Source organism: Achromobacter sp. KK8, from assembly GCF_054188005.1.
The window spans coordinates 502,375-520,459 of record NZ_CM135178.1 but is presented as its reverse complement, the minus strand read 5'-3'; the positions used below and the strand labels follow the sequence as shown (position 1 = coordinate 520,459).

At 70.4% G+C, this 18,085-nt stretch carries 19 protein-coding genes; 8 read left to right on the top strand and 11 right to left on the bottom strand.

Going from position 1 to position 18,085, the window contains the following annotated elements:
• Positions 1-22: 22 nt before the first annotated feature.
• The gene (locus tag ACVN9Z_RS02530; protein ID WP_458213059.1) at positions 23-1,159 is read left to right on the top strand and encodes a DJ-1/PfpI family protein; all 1,137 of its coding nucleotides are present in this window, start codon (positions 23-25) and stop codon (positions 1,157-1,159) included.
• A gap of 41 nt (positions 1,160-1,200) precedes the next feature.
• Here ACVN9Z_RS02530 and ACVN9Z_RS02525 read toward each other — a convergent pair whose 3' ends face one another.
• The gene (locus tag ACVN9Z_RS02525) at positions 1,201-2,418 is read right to left on the bottom strand and encodes an MFS transporter (RefSeq protein ID WP_070542495.1); all 1,218 of its coding nucleotides are present in this window, start codon (positions 2,416-2,418) and stop codon (positions 1,201-1,203) included.
• 93 nt (positions 2,419-2,511) lie between these two features.
• On the opposite strand from ACVN9Z_RS02525, the gene ACVN9Z_RS02520 reads away from it, so the two are divergent.
• Complete coding sequence (locus ACVN9Z_RS02520) at positions 2,512-3,465, top strand: helix-turn-helix transcriptional regulator (protein ID WP_241071097.1); 954 nt, start codon at positions 2,512-2,514, stop codon at positions 3,463-3,465.
• Between the two features lie 136 nt (positions 3,466-3,601).
• Positions 3,602-4,864, top strand: coding sequence for an MFS transporter (locus tag ACVN9Z_RS02515; RefSeq protein ID WP_458213058.1), 1,263 nt, complete (start codon positions 3,602-3,604; stop codon positions 4,862-4,864).
• Positions 4,865-4,927: 63 nt separating this feature from the next.
• Here ACVN9Z_RS02515 and ACVN9Z_RS02510 read toward each other — a convergent pair whose 3' ends face one another.
• The 4 genes from ACVN9Z_RS02510 to ACVN9Z_RS02495 all read right to left on the bottom strand — a co-directional run bounded on the left by ACVN9Z_RS02510 (position 4,928) and on the right by ACVN9Z_RS02495 (position 7,366).
• Entirely contained in the window at positions 4,928-5,533 is a 606-nt protein-coding gene (locus ACVN9Z_RS02510) for an ATP-dependent Clp protease proteolytic subunit (protein WP_006384598.1), read from the bottom strand.
• A gap of 38 nt (positions 5,534-5,571) precedes the next feature.
• A complete protein-coding gene (locus tag ACVN9Z_RS02505; RefSeq protein WP_006384597.1) occupies positions 5,572-5,931 on the bottom strand; it encodes an SRPBCC family protein in 360 nt (119 codons plus the stop codon).
• On the bottom strand, positions 5,928-6,242 hold the full coding sequence (locus tag ACVN9Z_RS02500; RefSeq protein ID WP_006384596.1) for an ArsR/SmtB family transcription factor: 315 nt from the start codon (positions 6,240-6,242) through the stop codon (positions 5,928-5,930). The genes ACVN9Z_RS02505 and ACVN9Z_RS02500 overlap by 4 nt, the downstream gene beginning before the upstream one ends.
• 68 nt (positions 6,243-6,310) lie before the next feature.
• Positions 6,311-7,366: a GGDEF domain-containing protein gene (locus ACVN9Z_RS02495; RefSeq protein WP_223203238.1), complete on the bottom strand. Its 1,056-nt coding sequence runs from the start codon at positions 7,364-7,366 to the stop codon at positions 6,311-6,313.
• 271 nt (positions 7,367-7,637) lie between these two features.
• Between ACVN9Z_RS02495 and ACVN9Z_RS02490 the strand changes: the two genes are divergently transcribed.
• Positions 7,638-9,482 (top strand): methyl-accepting chemotaxis protein, encoded by a 1,845-nt coding sequence (locus ACVN9Z_RS02490; protein ID WP_053499235.1) that lies wholly within the window; start codon positions 7,638-7,640, stop codon positions 9,480-9,482.
• A 46-nt stretch (positions 9,483-9,528) separates the two neighbouring features.
• Here ACVN9Z_RS02490 and ACVN9Z_RS02485 read toward each other — a convergent pair whose 3' ends face one another.
• Positions 9,529-10,740 (bottom strand): FAD-dependent monooxygenase, encoded by a 1,212-nt coding sequence (locus tag ACVN9Z_RS02485; protein ID WP_458213057.1) that lies wholly within the window; start codon positions 10,738-10,740, stop codon positions 9,529-9,531.
• Between the two features lie 90 nt (positions 10,741-10,830).
• Here ACVN9Z_RS02485 and ACVN9Z_RS02480 point away from each other — a divergent pair, with 90 nt between their 5' ends.
• Positions 10,831-11,667, top strand: a complete 837-nt coding sequence (locus tag ACVN9Z_RS02480) for an AraC family transcriptional regulator (protein ID WP_353630786.1) — start codon at positions 10,831-10,833, stop codon at positions 11,665-11,667.
• A gap of 41 nt (positions 11,668-11,708) precedes the next feature.
• Here the strand turns inward: ACVN9Z_RS02480 and ACVN9Z_RS02475 are convergent, their stop codons facing one another.
• On the bottom strand, positions 11,709-12,875 hold the full coding sequence (locus tag ACVN9Z_RS02475; protein WP_024070314.1) for a mandelate racemase/muconate lactonizing enzyme family protein: 1,167 nt from the start codon (positions 12,873-12,875) through the stop codon (positions 11,709-11,711).
• A gap of 158 nt (positions 12,876-13,033) precedes the next feature.
• Here ACVN9Z_RS02475 and ACVN9Z_RS02470 point away from each other — a divergent pair, with 158 nt between their 5' ends.
• Entirely contained in the window at positions 13,034-13,924 is an 891-nt protein-coding gene (locus ACVN9Z_RS02470) for a LysR family transcriptional regulator (RefSeq protein ID WP_026384103.1), read from the top strand.
• 53 nt (positions 13,925-13,977) lie between these two features.
• Here ACVN9Z_RS02470 and ACVN9Z_RS02465 read toward each other — a convergent pair whose 3' ends face one another.
• The 4 genes from ACVN9Z_RS02465 to ACVN9Z_RS02450 all read right to left on the bottom strand — a co-directional run bounded on the left by ACVN9Z_RS02465 (position 13,978) and on the right by ACVN9Z_RS02450 (position 16,194).
• The gene (locus ACVN9Z_RS02465; RefSeq protein ID WP_060721331.1) at positions 13,978-14,430 is read right to left on the bottom strand and encodes a GNAT family N-acetyltransferase; all 453 of its coding nucleotides are present in this window, start codon (positions 14,428-14,430) and stop codon (positions 13,978-13,980) included.
• Positions 14,431-14,491: 61 nt separating this feature from the next.
• Positions 14,492-14,842, bottom strand: a complete 351-nt coding sequence (locus tag ACVN9Z_RS02460) for a DOPA 4,5-dioxygenase family protein (RefSeq protein ID WP_179840759.1) — start codon at positions 14,840-14,842, stop codon at positions 14,492-14,494.
• Between the two features lie 5 nt (positions 14,843-14,847).
• The gene (locus tag ACVN9Z_RS02455) at positions 14,848-15,207 is read right to left on the bottom strand and encodes a translation initiation factor Sui1 (RefSeq protein ID WP_006387337.1); all 360 of its coding nucleotides are present in this window, start codon (positions 15,205-15,207) and stop codon (positions 14,848-14,850) included.
• A gap of 84 nt (positions 15,208-15,291) precedes the next feature.
• Complete coding sequence (locus ACVN9Z_RS02450) at positions 15,292-16,194, bottom strand: LysR substrate-binding domain-containing protein (protein WP_020926490.1); 903 nt, start codon at positions 16,192-16,194, stop codon at positions 15,292-15,294.
• A gap of 101 nt (positions 16,195-16,295) precedes the next feature.
• Here ACVN9Z_RS02450 and dkgB point away from each other — a divergent pair, with 101 nt between their 5' ends.
• Together dkgB and ACVN9Z_RS02440 are read left to right on the top strand one after the other, a co-directional pair.
• Positions 16,296-17,099 (top strand): 2,5-didehydrogluconate reductase DkgB, encoded by an 804-nt coding sequence (dkgB, locus tag ACVN9Z_RS02445; protein ID WP_006387341.1) that lies wholly within the window; start codon positions 16,296-16,298, stop codon positions 17,097-17,099.
• An 8-nt stretch (positions 17,100-17,107) separates the two neighbouring features.
• A complete protein-coding gene (locus ACVN9Z_RS02440) occupies positions 17,108-18,064 on the top strand; it encodes a TIGR03571 family LLM class oxidoreductase (protein WP_238920024.1) in 957 nt (318 codons plus the stop codon).
• Positions 18,065-18,085 lie beyond the last annotated feature (21 nt).

The window sequence follows — 18,085 nt, the reverse complement described above, 5'->3', positions numbered from 1 at the left end:
TCGTTGCGGAAAAGGGTGGTTCATGGCGGTCGGATGGGGGCGAGCGGGCCTGGTATGCGTGTTGACGACCGTGGCCGTCGCCGCGGCCTGGTCGGTGTGGCGCGATCCTGGCGGGGTGCCCGCGCCGCCATCACCGCGCGGGCAGGCCGGGCCATTGACCGCTGCGCGGCCTGCCGCGGCTGGCCGCCTGCCGCGTGTCGTGGTGATCGGCCATAACGCCAACACCGAGCTGACCGACTTCGTGGTGCCCTACGCGGTGCTCAAGCGCTCGGGCGCCGCCGAGGTCTGGGCGCTGGGCCTGGATCCCGGACCGATACGGTTCTTTCCCGCCTTGCGGGCACAGCCGGATGCCGACATCGCCGCGTTCGACGCGCATTACCCGGACGGCGCCGACTACGTGATCGTGCCGGCCGTGCACGAAGACGCGGATCCGCGGCTGTCGGCCTGGGTGCGCGCGCAGGCCGGCAAGGGCGCCGTCGTCATCGGCATTTGCGACGGGGTGTGGGTACTGGCGCGGGCCGGCTTGCTGGACGGCCGGCAGGCGGTTTCGCATTGGTATTCGCGCTCGACGCTGGCGCGCGACTTTCCGGCGGTGCGCTGGCGCCAGGATCGCCGCTACATCGCGGACGGCGGGGTGGTGACCACCACGGGCGTCAGTGCTTCGATTCCCGTGTCGTTGGCGCTGGTCGAGACCCTGGCCGGCCGGCCGCGCGCGCAAACGGTGGCGCTCGAACTGGGCCAGGCGCACTGGGACGATGCCCATCCGGGGCAGGACTTTCAGCTCGGGCCGCGCCATATCTACACCGCGACGCGCAATGCAACGGCCTTCTGGCGGCACGAGACGTTGCAGGCGCGGCTGACAGCGGGTACGGACGATCTGCGGCTGGCCCTGACTGCCGATGCCTATGCCCGCAGCTACAGCACCTCGGTGGTCGCGGTGGCCTCCGAGCCGGGCCCCGTAAGGCTGGCCAGCGGCCTGGCCTATCTGCCCGACCAGGTGTCGTCAGCGGACATGCCGTCGCTGCCCATGGACAACACGCTGGCGCCGACTCCCACGCCGTTGCTGGACGGGATTCTGCGCGGCATGAGCGCGCGCTACGGACGCGCCACCGCCGGCTTCGTGGCGCTGCAGTTGGAATATCCCATGAGGGAACCCTGATCAGGGGCTCGCCGTCGGAGGGGGGGACCGCCATGCGCCGCCTACGGCATCGTCCGGGCCGACAGCGGTTGGCGCGGCTGGACCGCCGCCGCCAGCGCCACCAGCAGCAACAGGCTGGCGGCGACCACGTATGGCATCCATGGGCGCACGCCGTACAGCAACGTGCATACCAGCGGCGCCACCACCATCGCCATGCCCTGCACGGCGATCACCGAGCCGGCGGCGATGCCTTGTTCGTCGGCCGTGACGGCGTTGGCCGCCAGGGTCTGGATCGACGGGAACACCAGCCCCATGCCGGCGGCCATGATGGCATAGCATGCCACCAGGCCCCAGGCGCCGCCCAGCACCGGCACCAGCAGGAAGCCGACACCGGACAGCAGGGCGCCGCCCGCCAGGCAGCGAGCCGCGTTCATGCGCCGCGCCTTGGCCAGTCCCACCTGCACCAGGATCAGCATGACGCCGACGGTGGTCATGGCCCATCCGGCCGTCCGTGCCGCCGGGCCGGGCTCCTGGCGCAGCGCGTCCATGGCATAGAAGCCGACGATCATCTGCGCCGTGATGACCGCGCTCATGGCCAGCAGCATGGCGGCCAGCGGCAGGCGCAGGCGCCGGTCGCTCAGCTTGAGCGGCGGCGTGACGCGCGGTTCGTGCGCGGCGTCGGACGGCAGTTTCGCGGCCAGCCACAGCGTGCCCAGCAAGGGCAGCACGGCGGCGATGTAGAGCGGCAGCGTCAGGCTGTCCTTGACCAGCAGGCCGCCGATGGCGGGCCCCAGCACCATGCCCAGGCCGTTGGCCGCGCCCAGCCTGGCCATCATGGCGCCGCGCTGCTCCGGCGCGGTGATGTCGGCGATGCGCGCGGCGCTGACGGTGGGCATGGCGGCGTAGAAGGCGCCGAGCAGGGCGCGCAGCGCCATCAGCGCCAACAGCGCCAGCCATGCCGGCGGCGGCTCGCGCAGCATCAGGTCCAGGCCGATGGCCAGCAGCAGGTAGCTGACGATGTAGCCGGCGGCGGCGCGCAGCAGCACGCGGCGGCGGCCGACGCGGTCGCTGCGGCCGCCCCAGTAGCGCGCCATCAGCATCCACAGCACGCCGGCCACGGTGACCACCAGCCCGCCATGCCATTCGGCCAGCCGCAGGCCGCGCACCACCGGGCCGATCACGGGCATGAAGGCCATGATGGCGGTCAGGCACAGGGTATTGAAGACGAACAGGGCGGCGGCCTCGTTCGGGCGGCGGACGGGGTCTGGCGTAGGTGTCATGAAAGACTGGATGAGGATGAAAATTGTTATCATCCAGGCCAGGCGGCGGCCGCGCTAGCGAATCCGCGCCGGAAATTGCGGAATTGGAACAAAATGGCCTCTCAGCCCCGTCTTGCCCCGGACCGCGGCGCGCCGCTCAGCGTGCAGGACCTGCTGCGCCTGCTGCCGCCGGACTGGCTCAGGATCCGCTCCCAGCACGAACTGCCGGGCGGCATCTCGATCGGCTGCCTGGACGGCCGGCCCGAATCGGACTGGGCCGCCAGCGGCGCGGCCGAGTCCAGCGTGGGCGTGGCGATCGTGCTGCAAGGCCAGTTCGGCCTGGGCTTCGAGGGCGGCACGGCCCTGCGCATCCAGCCGGGCAGCGTCATCCTGCACGGCACGGTCGAGCCGGTGCCGGGCTGGGACGAATTCAAGGGCCGGCGCGACATCCGCGTGGTCGATATCCGTTTTTCGAGCGAAGCCACGCGCGCCCTGTGGTGGCGCACCTTGCGCCAGGTGCCGTCCGCCGCGTTCGCGGCCGATGGCAGCGTGCCGGCGCGCGACGCCCAACTGGCGACGCTGCCGCTGTGGCCCGGCCTGGCGCGCGTGGCCGGCGAGATCCTGGCCTGGAGCCAGGATCGTGGCGAGGTCGCCGCGCTGTATCTGCAGGGCAAGGCCCAGGAGGCGCTGGCCCTGACCCTGGCGCACCTGGCCGGCCGCGGCGCGGCCGACCAGCCGCCGCCCGCGGACCGCAGGCGGCTGGCCGAGGCCCATCGCCGCATCCAGCACGAATACGCCGATTGCGGCAGCGTGCGCCAGCTGGCGCAGGCCGTGGGGCTGAGCGAAAAACGGTTGCAGGCAGGCTTCATGTCGCTCTACGGGCAATCGGTGCATGGCTGCCTGCTGCAAGCCAGGATGGACGCGGCCGCCGGCCTGTTGCGGCGCGGCTGCTCGGTTACCGAAACCGCATACAGCATCGGGTTTTCCAGCCTCAGCCACTTCATCAAGGCCTTCAAGGCGCATCGCGGCGCCACGCCCAAGGCCTGGCTGCGCGGCGTCGCGCAATAGGCGCGGCACGGTCGCGCCGCGTCGGCTTGGGGGGTAGCGGCAATACCGGTATCGCGGCTGGCCTTGCTGCGTGGAGCGAGGCTGGCAACAATCCCCGTTCACCGACTTCGCGCTCGACACCCCGAGGCTTTTTTCCATGACATCGTCCACCTCCCCGGAACGCGCCGACGCCGATGCGGCCGCGTCGGCCGGGAACATCCATTGGCGGCGCAACCTGGCCGTCTGTTTCGCCGGTTCGTTCAGCACCATCGTGGCGATGACGCTGCTGCTGCCGTTCCTGCCGCTGTACGTGGAGGAACTGGGCGTGCAGGGTCACGCCGCCATCGTGCAGTGGTCGGGCGTGGCCTATGGCGCCACCTTCTTCGCCGCGGCGCTGGTCGCGCCCCTGTGGGGCCGGCTGGGCGACCGCTACGGGCGCAAGCTGATGCTGGTGCGCGCGTCGTTTGGCATGGCGATCTGTATGTCGCTGACTGGCATGGTGCAGAGCGTGTGGCAGCTGGTGCTGCTGCGGCTGCTGGTGGGCCTGGCCGGCGGCTACGCGTCGGGTTCGACCATCCTGGTGGCGATGCAGGCGCCCAAGGCGCGCTCGGGCTGGGCGCTGGGCGTGCTGTCGGCGGGCATCATGGCGGGCAACCTGGTGGGCCCGCTGATCGGCGGCGGGCTGCCGCCGTTGATCGGCATCCGCGCCACCTTCCTTCTGGCCGGCGGCGTGATCTTCCTGGCCTTCCTGGCGACGGTGTTCCTGATCAAGGAGATGCCGCGCCCGGCCAAGCCCGCCAGGCATGAAGGCAAGCGGCGCGGCGGCTGGGCCCAGATTCCCGACAAGCGGCCGGTGGCCGCGATGCTGGCGACGGGCATGCTGCTGATGTTCGCCACCATGTCGATCGAACCGATCATCACGGTGTACGTGGGCCAGCTGGTGGACGACCCGGCCCGCGTCACGCTGGTGTCGGGCGTGGTGATGTCGGCGGCGGCGCTGGGCGCCATCCTGTCGGCGTCGCGGTTGGGCCGGTTGGCCGACCGGGTCGGCCACTGGACCGTGATCATCGGCGCGCTGGCGGTGGCGGCGTTGCTGCTGGTGCCGCAGGCCTTCGTCACCGCCGGCTGGCAGCTGGTGGCGCTGCGCTTCCTGATGGGTTTGGCGCTGGGCGGGCTGCTGCCGTGCGTGACCAGCGTGATCCGCCACAATGTGCCCGACGGCGTCGGCGGCAACGTGCTCGGCATGTCGATCTCGGCGCAGTACGCGGGCCAGGTGGCGGGCCCCTTGCTCGGCGGATTCATCGGCGGGCATTTCGGCATGCCGGCCGTGTTCCTGGGCACGGCCGTGCTGCTGGCCCTGGGGGCGCTGGCCAATGGCGTGCTGCGGGCGCGCCACCAGCGTGTCGCGGCCGGCGCGTAGCGGGGCGCGGACGCCGATGGCGCAAGCAGCCCGGGCGCGGCGGCGTCCTTGCGCGTCGGCGCATCAGAAGCCGGCCGAGCGCGCATCCATGACGTGGTCGATCAGGCCCCATTCGACCGCTTCCTCGGCGGTCATGTAGCGGTCGCGGTCCAGGCTGCGCTCGACGTCCTCGTAGCTGCGGCCGCAGTGTTCGGCATACAGGCGGATGATGCGCTGCTTGGTGCGCTGCATTTCCTCGGCGTGGATCAGCATGTCCGAGGCCTGTCCCTGGAAGCCGCCCAGCGGCTGGTGCACGTGCAGGCTGGCGTTGGCCAGCGCGGCGCGCTTGCCGGGCTCGCCCGCCATCAGCAGGAACGAGCCCATCGATCGCGCCGTGCCCATGCACAGCGTGTGCACCGGCGATTTGATGAACTGCATGGTGTCGTACATGGCCAGGCCGCTGGTGATCACGCCGCCGGGCGAGTTGATGTACATGTGTATCGGCTTGCCGGGGTTCTCGGCTTCCAGGAACAGCAGCTGCGCGCACACCAGGGCCGAGACGGCGTCGTTGACTTCGCCGCTCAGGAAGATGATGCGTTCGCGCAGCAGGCGCGAGTAGATGTCGAACGAACGTTCCCCGCGGCCGGACTGTTCCACCACCATCGGGACGAGCTGCATCGTTTCGCTCATGAGCGAACTCCTGTCTTGCGTGAAAAGGGAAGGGGGCGTCAGGCGGCGAGCTTGAAGCCGGACCAGGAATCGTTGGCCGCCTGCGGCGCCGGTTGCGTCAGGCGGGCGTCATCAGGGGTGTGGACGATGGTGAGGCGCGTGCCGCCATCGGCGGTGGGACTGAGCTGGAACGTCACCACGCTGGCCAGGCAGGGCGGCAGCGTCTCGCGCATGCGGTAGCGGACCTCGACGCCCGGGGTGGCGGCCAGCGGCTCGGCGTCGGCCAGCGCGCCGTCCGGCAGCCATTGCTCGCGCAGCGCCGGGATGCTGATGGCGCGCCAGACTTTCTCGGGCGGCGCGTCCAGCTCGTAATCGAGCACCAGCGCCGTGTCCTGCCGGGTGGGGTCCGCGGGGTTCATTGGTCCATTTCCTTGAGCAGTGTCTTCAGGGCGTCGACGCGCGCCGGCCAGTAGGCACGGTACTTGGACATCCAGCCGGCGAGCAGCGCCAGACCGTCCGGATCGACCTGGTAGTTGACGAAGCGCCCCTGGCGTTCCTCGCGCACCAGGCGCGCCTGGCGCAGCACCGCCAGGTGTTGCGAGACCGCGGGCTGGCTGATGTCCAGGCCCGCGCGCAGCGCGCTGGCGTTCATGGCGCCCGCGGCGAGCTTGTCGAAGATCGCGCGGCGGGTGGGGTCGGCCAGGGCCTTGAAGATGTCGTTTTCCATCATGGCAACACATTAGCAAACACTTATGTGTTGTGCAAGCCCCCGATGAACCTGCGCCCGGGCCGTCCGGTTCAGTGGATGGTGCGGGCGGCCTTGCGGGCGCGCTTGATGTCGTACATGCGGGCATCGGCCAGGCGCACGGCTTCCTCGGCCGACAGGCCGCGCGGATCCAGCGCCACCACGCCGACGCTGGCGCCCTCATACGGCAGGGTGACCTCGCCGAGCTGGTAGCGGCCGACGGTGGCGGCGGCGGCGCGATCTTCCAGCGAGCGGGCGGCTTCCTCGGCGTCGCCGCGTTGGGCCTCGTGCCCCGGCGCCGCGTCGCCGCGCGCCAGGGCCGGGCCGGGGCCGATCAGCACGAATTCGTCGCCGCCCAGCCGGCCCACCATGTCGGAGGCGCGCAGCGTCATTGCCAGGCGGCGCGCGATTTCCTGCAGGAAGACGTCGCCCTGCTGGTGGCCGTGGGTGTCGTTGATGCCCTTGAAGCCGTCCAGGTCGACCACGCCCACCAGCACGCTGCCGCCTTCGCGCAGGGCGCGGCCGCGCAGCCGGTCCAGTTCTTCGTACAGGGCGCGGCGGTTGGGCAGGCCGGTGAGCGGATCGGTCAGCGCAAATGCCAGCAGCCTGGCGTTGGCGTCGCGCAGTTGGGCGACGAGCTGCTCGCGTTCCAGGAAGCTGGCGATCACGTTGGAGAAAAGCCGCAGGATCGATTCGGCCTGTGGCGCGATCGGCCGCTGGCTGGCGCTGGCGCCGCACAGGGTGCCCAGCAGCAGGCCGTCGTCGGTGCGGATGGGCGCGCTGACGTAGGTCTGGATGCCAAGCTGGCGCGCCGCCTCGGAGTCGGGCCAGCAGGCGCCGACGTCGCTGGTGGCCATGCGGCCCTCGTCCAGCGCGCGCTTGCACAGCGTGTCCGACCATGGCACCGACAGGCCTTCCGGAATCTGTAACGTGCCGGCATTGCGCGCGTAGCGTACCTGCTGCCGGTCGGCCTGCGGGTCGATCGACGTGAGGTAGGTGGATTCCAGCCCGGTCACGGCGCCGAGCATATCCAGGATGGGGCGGGTCAACTGTTCGACCGACTTGGCGGCCTGCAGCGACGCCGACAGTTCGGCGAGTATCGGGTCCAACGAAAGCTCCCTGCGTATCACTGGCGTGACCAAACCGGTTCCAAGGCGGCCCGGGCCGTCGACGCATTCCACGCCGCGCACCGCGGTCTTGGCGTCCATTATGCCTTGCCGGGACTGCCGCCCCATGTCGTTTGCGTATGCGCAGGGTTCGACGCGCGCCGGGCCTAAAGTCCCTTGCCGCCTTGCCGTAAGCCTGGGTGGCGCGGACCTTTTATCGCGTACCTGGATACCCGTGCCCTCCGGCACGGGCAGTTGCAGTAAGAAGACAAGCATGAAAATCACCTCGTTGCGCAACAGGATCCTGTTGATCACCTGTTTCACCGTCATCGGCGCGCTGGTGCTCTCGGGCATCGCGATCTATCAGATCGTGCGCGACAACATGATGGCGACCATCTCCGCGGACCTGGACGCCATCGCCGCCGGCAACGCCAGCGCCATCGAACGCTGGTCCGCCGACAAGGCCCAGGCCGTGACCGCCACCGCCGCCGTGGTCGAAAAGGGCGATCCGCGCGGCCTGACCAAACTGATGGGCGAAACCAACGGCTTTCCCATCACCAGCATCGGCTGGAGCGACAAGACCTACTTCTCCACCGCGCAGACGCCGCCCGACTACGATCCGACCGCGCGTCCCTGGTACAAGAGCGCGGTGGCCGCCGGCAAGCTGGCCGTGACCAAGCCATACGGCGATTCGGGCACCGGCAAGCCCTACGTGGCCTTCACCGCGCCGATCGTGCGCAACGGCCAGACCACCGGCGCCATCAGCGGCGCGGTGGCGCTGGACGGTATCAAGGACGTCATCAAGGTCATCCGGCCGACGCCGTCCAGCACCGCGTTCGTGCTGGCGACCGATGGCCAGGTGATTTCGCACGTCGATGACAAGCTGGCGCTCAAGCCGTCGACCGACGTGGCGGCCGGCCTCACGCCGGCCGTGCTGGCCGACATGGCGCGCGACGGCGCCGCGCCGCTGGCGTTGAGCCTGAACGACGCGCCCAAGCTGCTCAAGGCGCGCCGCATCCCCGGCACCGATTGGTTCCTGGTGATCGCGCTGGACGAGGCCGAGGCCACCGCGGGCCTGGCGCAGGTGTTCAACGCCACCCTGATCTCGATGGTGGTGCTGACGCTGGTTGCCGTCGTGCTGGCCAGCGTGGTGACGTCGCGCGCCTTCAAGCGCCTGTCCGCGGTGCGCGATGCGATGGACACCATCGGCTCGGGCGAAGGCGACATGACGCACCGGCTGGCCGTGGTGGGCCATGACGAAGTGGCGCAGATCTCCGCTTCGTTCAACGCCTTTGTCGACAAGATCAGCCACGTGATGCTCGACGTGCGCAACGGCGTGCATTCGATGACCTCGGCCACGCGCGAGATCGAGATGGGCAACCGCGACCTGTCGCAGCGCACCGAGGTATCGGCCGGCTCGTTGCAGGAAACCTCGTCGGCGCTGACCGAATTGACTTCCAGCGTGCGCCAGACCGAGGAGGCCGCCGAGCACGCCACGCGCCTGGCGACCGAGGCCAGCCTGGCGGCCGAGCGCGGCGGCCAGGTGGTGACCGACGCCGTCACCACCATGGGCGCCATCGCGCAGTCGTCCGAGCGCATCACCGAGATCATCAGTGTCATCGACGGCATTGCGTTCCAGACCAATATCCTGGCGCTGAACGCGGCGGTGGAAGCGGCGCGCGCCGGCGAGCAGGGCCGCGGCTTTGCCGTGGTGGCCGGCGAGGTCCGCACGTTGGCGCAGCGCAGCGCCGCCTCGGCGCAGGAGATCCGCGCGCTGATCCAGGCTTCGGTACAGAATGTCAAGAGCGGCACCGAGCGGGTGCAGGCGGCCGGCTCGACGATGCAGGAAATCGTCGAAGGCGTGTCGCGCGTGCAGAAGCTGGTCAGCGAAATCCACGGGGCCATGGCCGAGCAGAGCGTGGGCATCAGCCAGATCGACCGCAGCGTTTCCGACATGGACCAGGCCACCCAGCAGAACGCCGCGCTGGTGGAACAGTCGGCGGCGGCGTCCGCCATGTTGAGCGATCAGGCCGGCGCGCTGGCCGGCACGGTGGCCCTGTTCAAGTTGCGGGAAAACTTGCGGGTTGCCGCGCCCGAGCGGATCGCGCTGCCCGCCTGACCGCTTTGCCCGATGTGGCGACGCCTGTCGCCACGCGCCGCGATCGCTATCGCGGTTTGCGCCGGCTCCTGCCGGTGATGCGGGCGGCGGCCTCGGCCGATTGTTGGACGGCCCGGTCGCCGCGCCACCGCAGATCCGCTTCATAGTCCCGCAAGGCCTGCCCCAGCGGCAGGCCTTTGCACACCCGCGCCAGCCGCGTCGCCAGCGATTGCGCATCCGCCAGGGCGGTGTTGGCGCCCAGGCCGCCCGCCGGACTCATCGCATGCACCGCGTCGCCCAGGAAAGTCAGCCCGGCTTGCGTCCATTGCGGCAGGGGCGGCGCCTGGTAGACGGTCTTGAGCGCGATGCCGCGCGGGTCGCTGGCGGCCACCATGGCGGCCAGCGCGGGATGCACCGGCGCCAGCAGGCGCTGCGCGGCCTGTTGCCAGCGCGCGCCCGTCGCGGTGTCGTCCCGCTGGCTCGCGCTGATCGCGGCGTCGTCCGCGCCCGGCACCGCGCTGCGCTCGCCGATGATCGCCCAGTACTGGTAGCCGGGCACCGCCGTCAGCGCGCAAGCCGGCGCGAGGCGTTGCGCCAGCGCCGGCAGCGCCGCCAGTTTCATGGCGTCCAGCACCAGCGCGTAGCCGGCGCCGAACACCACGCCGGCGCCGTCGCGCAGGTCCGGCGGCAGGCCATCGGGCGCGAGGCTGCCGGCCGGCGCCATGCCGAAGATCGTCACCGTGCCGCTGTCCTCGGGCGCCGCTTGCGGCAAGTGCTGGCGCCGCAGCGCCGAGTGCACGCCGTCGGCGGCCACCACCAGCGTGCCGGGCCGCGCGCGGATGCCCTCCAGGCGCGGGCCGCCGTCGTCCATGCCCGCGCAGCCATGGCCGAAATGCACGCGCCCGTCCAGGCCGGCCAGCAGGATCTCGCGCAGCGTCTGCCGGTGCGCCGAGCGGTCGGGCGGGGCGTCGGCGTCGTCCAGGCGCCAGGTGGCGGAGGCGCGTTGCGGCAGCGGCCGCAGTTGCGCGTCGAGCATGGCGCCCGGGCGGTCGTGGGTCGAGCAACTGTGCTGGAACAGGGCGTAAAGGTCCGGCGGCAGGCAGTGCGCCAGCGCCGCCTGGCCGCTGGCGTCGATGCGCAGGCGGTAGCCCTGCACCCGGCTGTCGGTGCGCGCATCGCGCTCGTAGACGTCGAAGTCGATGCCGGCGCGCGCCAGCCCCTGCGCCAGGCACAGGCCGCCCAGGCCGGCGCCGATGATGGAAACGTGGAGATTCTGCATAATGTCCTCGAAGCAGGCCGGCGTTGCCGGCACCCATACAGCTTGCGCGCAAGCGCGTCCCCGCCGGTAATGCCGGCGCGCCAACAAATCATGCGAACCCGCCAGACCGCAGCCCCCGCGCCCGACTACAGCGAATTGCTCGACGGCCCGGCCGTGTGCGTGTTCCATGGCGCCGACGCGCCAGGCAGCGAATTCCGCCTGGGCTCGCGCGAATACGATTGGCACGCCCATGCCCGCGGGCAGTTGTTCGGGGTGGATAGCGGCGCGATGCGGGTGCGCACCGAGGCCGGCTCATGGCTGTTGCCGCCGCAGCGCGCGGGCTGGATCCCGCCGGGGCTGCGGCATCGGGTCAGCGTGGTGGGCGCGGCCAGCGGCTGGGTGGCGCTGGTGCATCCGCGGGCCGCCGCGGCCCTGCCGACGTCGCCCTGTGTGCTGGGTGCGGATGGGGTGTTGCGCGCCATGGTGCTGCGCGCGGCCGATTGGCCGGACAAGCTGGCGCTGGACCCGGCGCGCGCGCGCTTCGCGGCGGTGTTGCTGGACGAGATCGAGGCGGCGCCGCGCGAGCGCCTGCACCTGCCATGGCCGCGCGACCGCCGGCTGGCTCGGCTTGCGCAAGTCCTGGCGGACGACCCGGCCGACAACCGGCCGCTGGAAGCACTGGCAGCGCTGGCCGGGCTGGCGCCGCGCACCGCGCAGCGCCTTTTCCGCGAGGAAACGGGATTAGGCTTCGCGCAGTGGCGCCAGCAACTGCGGCTGATCCACGCGCTGGAACGCCTGAGCGCGGGCCAGCCGGTGGCGCAGGTGGCCGACGCGCTGGGCTACGCCACGCCCGGCAATTTCATCGCCATGTTCAAGCGCGCCTTCGGTACGACGCCGGGGCGCTATCTGCGGGCGCCGCAGGCCGAGGGCGACGCCGCCGTCGACTGAGCCGCGCCGGGGCGCGTGGCGTCCCGCTCGCTACCGGCCCCTTACTCCGCCAGCTTGCGCATCTCGGCGATCAGGTCCGCCTTGCCCTCGAAGCCGATGCCGGGCAGTTCGGGCAGGGTGACGTGGCCGTTGTCGACCCGCACGCCGTCGGGGAAGCCGCCGTAGGGCTGGAACAGGTCCGGATAGGATTCATTGCCGCCCAGCCCCAGGCCGGCGGCGATGTTCAGCGACATCTGGTGGCCGCCGTGCGGAATGCAGCGGCTGGCCGACCAGCCGTGCTGGCGCAGCATGTCCAGCGTGCGCAGGTATTCCACCAGACCATAGCTCAGGGCGCAGTCGAATTGCAGCCAGTCGCGGTCCGGCCGCATGCCGCCGTAGCGGATCAGGTTGCGCGCGTCCTGCATCGAAAACAGGTTCTCGCCGGTGGCCATCGGCTTGTCGTAGTAGTTGCGCAGCGTGGCCTGCAGTTCGAAGTCGAGCGGGTCGCCGGCTTCCTCGTACCAGAACAGGTCGTACTGCGACAGCGCCTTGGCGTAGCGGATCGCGGTGTCCAGGTCGAAGCGGCCATTGGCGTCGACCGCCAGTTTCCTGCCGTCGCCCAGCACGCCCAGGATGGCGTCGATGCGGCGCAGGTCTTCGTCCAGCGAGGCGCCGCCGATCTTCTTCTTGACCACGGTATAGCCGCGGTCGACGTAGCCGCGCATCTCGTCCTTGAGCTTGCCCAGGTCCTGGCCCGGGTAGTAGTAGCCGCCCGCCGCATAGACGAACACGCGGCGGTCGGGGCGGCCGTTGCCGTAGCGCTCGGCCAACAGCTGGAACAGCGGCTTGCCGGCGATCTTGGCGACCGCGTCCCACACCGCCATGTCGATGGTGCCGATGGCGACCGAGCGTTCGCCATGGCCGCCCGGCTTTTCGTTGACGTACATCGCGTTCCAGATGCGGTGCGGATCGAGGTTGTCGCCGCTGTCGTCGAGCAGGCTGGCGGGGTCGGCCTCCAGCACGCGCGGGATGAAGCGTTCGCGCATCAGCGTGCCCTGGCCATAGCGGCCGTTGGAATTGAAGCCGTAGCCGATCACGCGCCGGCCGTCGCGCACCACGTCGGTCACCACCGCCACCAGGCTCAGCGTCATCTTGCTGAAGTCGATGTAGGCGTTGCGGATCGGGGAACTGATCGGGACGGTCTTCTCGCGGATTTCGACGATTTTCATGGTGTCTCCTGGCCGTGCGGCGGATGGGAAAAACCGTAGATTATTGGCTTGAAGGCGCATTATGATTCGCTATCAGGCACTACTTTATTAACTGAAAGTTAAAGATTCCGGCGCTCGTTGCCCGTCGCCGCCCTCGTCCCGATGAGGCGTTCCCCGCCGTGAACCACGATCTGGCATCCTCCCTGGAGTTCTTCGTGCTGCTGGCGCGCCACCGCAACCTGTCGACGGTGGCGCGCCAGCTCGACCTGACGCCGCCGGCGGCCACCAAGCGCCTGGCGCAACTGGAGGCGCGGCTGGGCGTGCGGCTGGTGAACCGCACCACCCGCAGCATCAGCCTGACGCCCGAAGGCGAAACCTACCTGCACTACGCCACGCGCATCCTGGCCGACGTGCGCGAAATGGAAGAGGTGGTGTCGTCCAGCGGCTCGGTGCCCAAGGGCCTGCTGCGCATCAATGCGACGCTCGGCTTCGGCCGCACGGCGATCGCGCCCATCGTGTCGGAGTTCGCCCTGCATCATCCGCAGGTCGAGGTGCAGCTGGACGTGACCGACCGGCCGATCGACCTGGTGGAAAGCGGCGTGGACCTGGGCATCCGCTTCGGCGCCTTGCCCGACCAACGCCTGGTGGCGCGCCGCGTCCTGTCGAACCGGCGCTTCCTGTGCGCGGCGCCGCGCTACCTGGCGCGCCACGGCACGCCCGCCAGCCTGCGCGACCTGGCCGACCACCAGTGCATCATCCACCGGCAGAACGAGGACGCCTACGGCGTCTGGCGATTCACGCGCGAGGGCCGCGCCGAGACCGTGAAGGTGCACGGCGCGCTGTCCAGCAACGATGGCGACATCGTGCTGAACTGGGCGCTGGACGGCCATGGCATCCTGGTGCGCTCGGAGTGGGACCTGGCCAAGTACCTGGAAAGCGGGCGCTTGCGCGTGGTGCTGCCCGAGTTCATCCTGCCTTCGGCCGACCTGTTCGTGTACTACCCCAGCAAGCGCGACCTGTCGGCGCGCACGCGGGCGTTCATCGATTTCCTGATGGCGCGTTTCGCGTAGGCCAGGCCGGGGGGCGAAGGCGCGCCGGTCGGCGGCATGCGCGGGGGCGGACGCTAGGCGAACCGGTAGGCGAGCACTTCGTCGCCGGCCGCGTCGATCTCGCCCGTGGGCGCCCAGCCCAGCCGCCGGTAGAAGCCATGCGAGCGCACGCCCGGATCGGCCGCGCAACTCAGGAACAACCGTTCATGGCCCAGCGCCCGCAGCGTTCGCATGACCTGCCCGAGCAGTTCGCGGCCGATGCCGCGGCCCTCGTAGGCCGGCAGCAGGGCCAGCACCAGGATCTCGCCGCTGTCGCGATCGCCGAAGCAATAACCCGCCATCACGCCGTCGGCCAGCGCCACCACGCCCGGCAGCGCGCCGTCGCGGATGCCGTCGCGCCAGCTTTCGACGGTGATGCCCAGGGCGCGCAGGTCCTTGGCCGAGAAGGCGTTCTCGCGGGTGCGGCCGCGCAGGTCGATGCAGGCAGCGGCGTCGTCGGGATGGGCTGGGCGGTAATGCAGGTTCATGTCGGGTGTCGTCTATCGGAAGAGGGCGCGGCCGGCGCGCCGCGCAAGGCCGGCGCGGGGATCAGCCGCCGAGCGCCGCCAGGTTCAGCGTGTGGCTGTGGCCGATCCACAGCGCGCAGTCGCGGTGATCGCGCAGCGATTCGCCGGTGTTCGGATGCAGGAACACGTCCAGCAGGCCATGGTTCAGCGCCAGCCAGGTGAGCACGCGCGGCAGCGCGGCCGGCGCGAAGGCGAGCTGGTAGCTCCATTGCGGATGCGGGCCGACCGGGCGCTCGTGGAAGCGGCCCATCTGGACGCTGTCGCCGAACGCGTCCAGCGCCTGTGCGCGCAGCGCCCAGGCCGCGTCGCGGCTATCGGCGTTGAAGTAGACGTGGGCGTGCCAGCTGTCGACGATGGCGGGGTCCAGGATCATGGTGGTCAACCTCCGGCGCGCTTGGCGCGATGGCCGAGTTTTTCGAGCGCGGCCAGGATGCGGTCGCAGTGATCGCCCTGCACCTCGATGACGCCGTCCTTGACGGTGCCGCCGGAGCCGCAGGCGGTACGCAACTGCTTGCCCAGCGCCGCCAGCGCGTCGTCGTCCAGCGGCAGGCCCTTGACGACGGTCACGGCCTTGCCGCCGCGGCCCTTGGTTTCGCGCGACACGCGCGCGCCGCCCGGTGCCGGCACCGGGCGGGACGCCGCCTGGCATTGGCAGTCGGCGAGCGGGCGCCGGCATTGGGGGCACATGCGGCCGCCGTCGGTGGAATAGACGAGTCCGCCCTTGGAGCTGCTTTTCATGGGTATTGCGTGATGTTGCGGTTCAGGCGGCCATTATGCCGGACCCGCCGCAGCCTGGCGTCGCCGGAGCCGCGCGCGCCGCGCTCACTCGTCGAAGCCGCGAGGCCCCAGCGATTCGACCAGGTAGTCGATGAAGGACTTGATGCGCGAGGAGATCGCGGTGTTGCGGTAATAGACCGCATTGACCGGCTGGCGCACGTCCAGCGTCTGGCGCGGGAACAGCTGGCGCAGCGCGCCGGACTGGCGGTCGGCGCGCGTCATGAAGTCGGAAAGGCAGACGATGCCGGCGTCGTTCAGCGCAAGTTGCCGCAGCGTCTCGCCGCTGAACGAGCGGATCGACGGCTGGATGTGCAGCGGCTGGCCGTCGGCGTCCTCCAGCGGCCATTCGTTCAGCGATTCCAGTTGCGAGAAGCCGAGCAGGGTGTGCTCGCGCAGATCGGCTACCCGCTTGGGCGTGCCATGCGCCGCCAGGTAGCCGGGGCTGGCCAGCACCCGCACGCGGCTGCGGCCGATGGGCACCGCGTGCAGCGACGAATCCTTCAGGCTGCCGATGCGCAGCGCCAGGTCGGTACGGCGCTCCAGCAGGTCGATGTTGCCCTCGTTGCTGTTCAGCTCCAGCTCGACCTTGGGATAGCGCTGGCGGTAGCCCGGCACCAGCGGAACGATGACGTGCAGCATGAAGGGCGAGGCGGCGTCGACCCGCAGGCGGCCGGCCGGCTGGTTGCGTCGCGCGCGCATCTGTTCCTCGGTCTCTTCGACCGCGGCGATGATCTTGCGGGCCTGCTCCAGGTAGGCGCTGCCTTCCTCGGTCAGCTCCAGCCGCCGGGTGGTGCGGCGCATCAGCGTGGTCTGCAACTTTTCCTCCAGCCGCGTCATGGTGCGGCTGGTGGCGGAAATGGTTTGCTGCAGCGCGTCGGCGGCGGCGGTGATCGAACCGCAGTCCACGATGGCGATAAAGACCTGCATTTCGTCGAGTGTCGTCTTCATATTTGACGTTATATCAAAAGTATTTCGCCAATACCGGGCTTATTCCGCAAGGATCGAGCGGGCACACTGGATGCATTCCAACACTTACCCAGGAGTTTTACATGAGCATCCCGTCTTTTGGCGTCGGCACTTTCCGCCTGCAGGGCCAGGTCGTCATCGATTCCGTGCGCAACGCGCTGGACGTCGGCTACCGCGCCGTCGACACCGCCCAGATCTATGAAAACGAAGCCGAAGTGGGCCAGGCCATCGAGGCCAGCGGCGTCGCCCGCGCCGACCTGTTCGTGACCACCAAGATCTGGGTGCCGAACTATGGCCGCGCCAAGCTGGTGCCCAGCCTGAAGGACAGCCTGGCCAAGCTGCGCACCGACTACGTCGACCTGACCCTGATCCACTGGCCCGCGCCCGGCAACGGCGTGGCCATCGCCGAGATGATGGCCGGCCTGATGGACGCCCGCGAGCAGGGCCTGACGCGCCAGATCGGCATTTCCAACTTCCCCATCGCCGAGACCCGCGAAGCCATCGCCGCCGTCGGCAAGGAAGCGATCGCCACCAACCAGATCGAGCTCAGCCCGTATCTGCAGAACCGCAAGCTGGTGGACTTCCTGAACGAACAGGGCATCCACGTCACGTCGTACATGACGCTGGCCTACGGCAAGGTGCTCAAGGACCCCGTGATTGGCCAGATCGCGCGGCGCCACAACGCCACGCCGGCGCAGGTGGCGCTGGCCTGGGCGCTGCAGCGCGGCTTCGCCGTGATCCCGTCGTCCACCAAGCGCGAGAACCTGGCGAGCAACCTGCTGGCCCGCGACCTGCGCCTGACCGACGCCGACATGGCGCAGATCGCCGCGCTGGAACGCAATGGCCGCGAAGTCAGCCCCGACGGCCTGGCCGCGGCCTGGGACTGAGGCGCGCCATGGACAACGCGCTTTCGAGCCTGACCGCGGGCGGTTTCAGCATCGGCCTGGAAGCGCCCCTGGACAACGACTGGACCGCCGCCGGCGAGCAGGCGCGGCGCCAGGCCGGCCGCCTGCCCGGCGAGCCCGACCTGCAACGCCACGCCGACCTGGCCGTGCTGGCCGACCGGCTCGGCTTTCGCGCCCTGTGGGTGCGCGACGTGCCGCTGTACGACCCGGCCTTCGGCGACGCCGGCCAGGTGTTCGAGATATTCACCTACCTGGGTTACCTGGCGGGCGTCACGCGCGACATCCTGCTGGGCACCGCCGCAGTGGTGCTGCCGCTGCGCGAGCCGCTGCTGACGCTCAAGTCCGCCGCCAGCGTGCAGCGGCTGAGCGGCAACCGCCTGCTGCTGGGCGTGGCCAGCGGCGACCGGCCGGTGGAGTATCCGCTGTTCGGCCGCGATTTTCCCAATCGCGGCGCCGCTTTCCGCGAACAGGTGGCGCTGCTGCGCCAAGGCGCCCGCGGCAGCCTGCCCGATGGCCTGGACGTGCTGCCGCGGGCGCCGGCGCCGCCGCTGCTGGTGGCGGGCCTGGCGCAGCAGACGCCGGCCTGGATCGGTGCGCACATGGATGCCTGCCTGGCCTATCCCGGCGCGCCCGACGACCATGCGCGGCGCAGCGCCGCCTGGCGCCAGGTGGCTGGCGACAAACCCTATGCCAGTTTCATCCACCTGGACCTGGCCGAGGACCCGGACGCGCCGCTGCGGCGCTTTCGCTTCGGCGCGCAGGCGGGCCGCCACGCGCTGGCGCGGGAACTTCATGCGCTGCGCGCCGCGGGTGTGCAGCACATCGGCCTGCACCTGCGGCGCAACCAGCGGCCGCTGGCCGACACGCTGCACGAGATCGCCGAGCACGTGCTGCCGCAGTTCCATGGCGGCGTGCCGGCCTCGCAAGCGGAAACCACGGCCGCCTGAGCCTCTCGCGGCCTACCAATA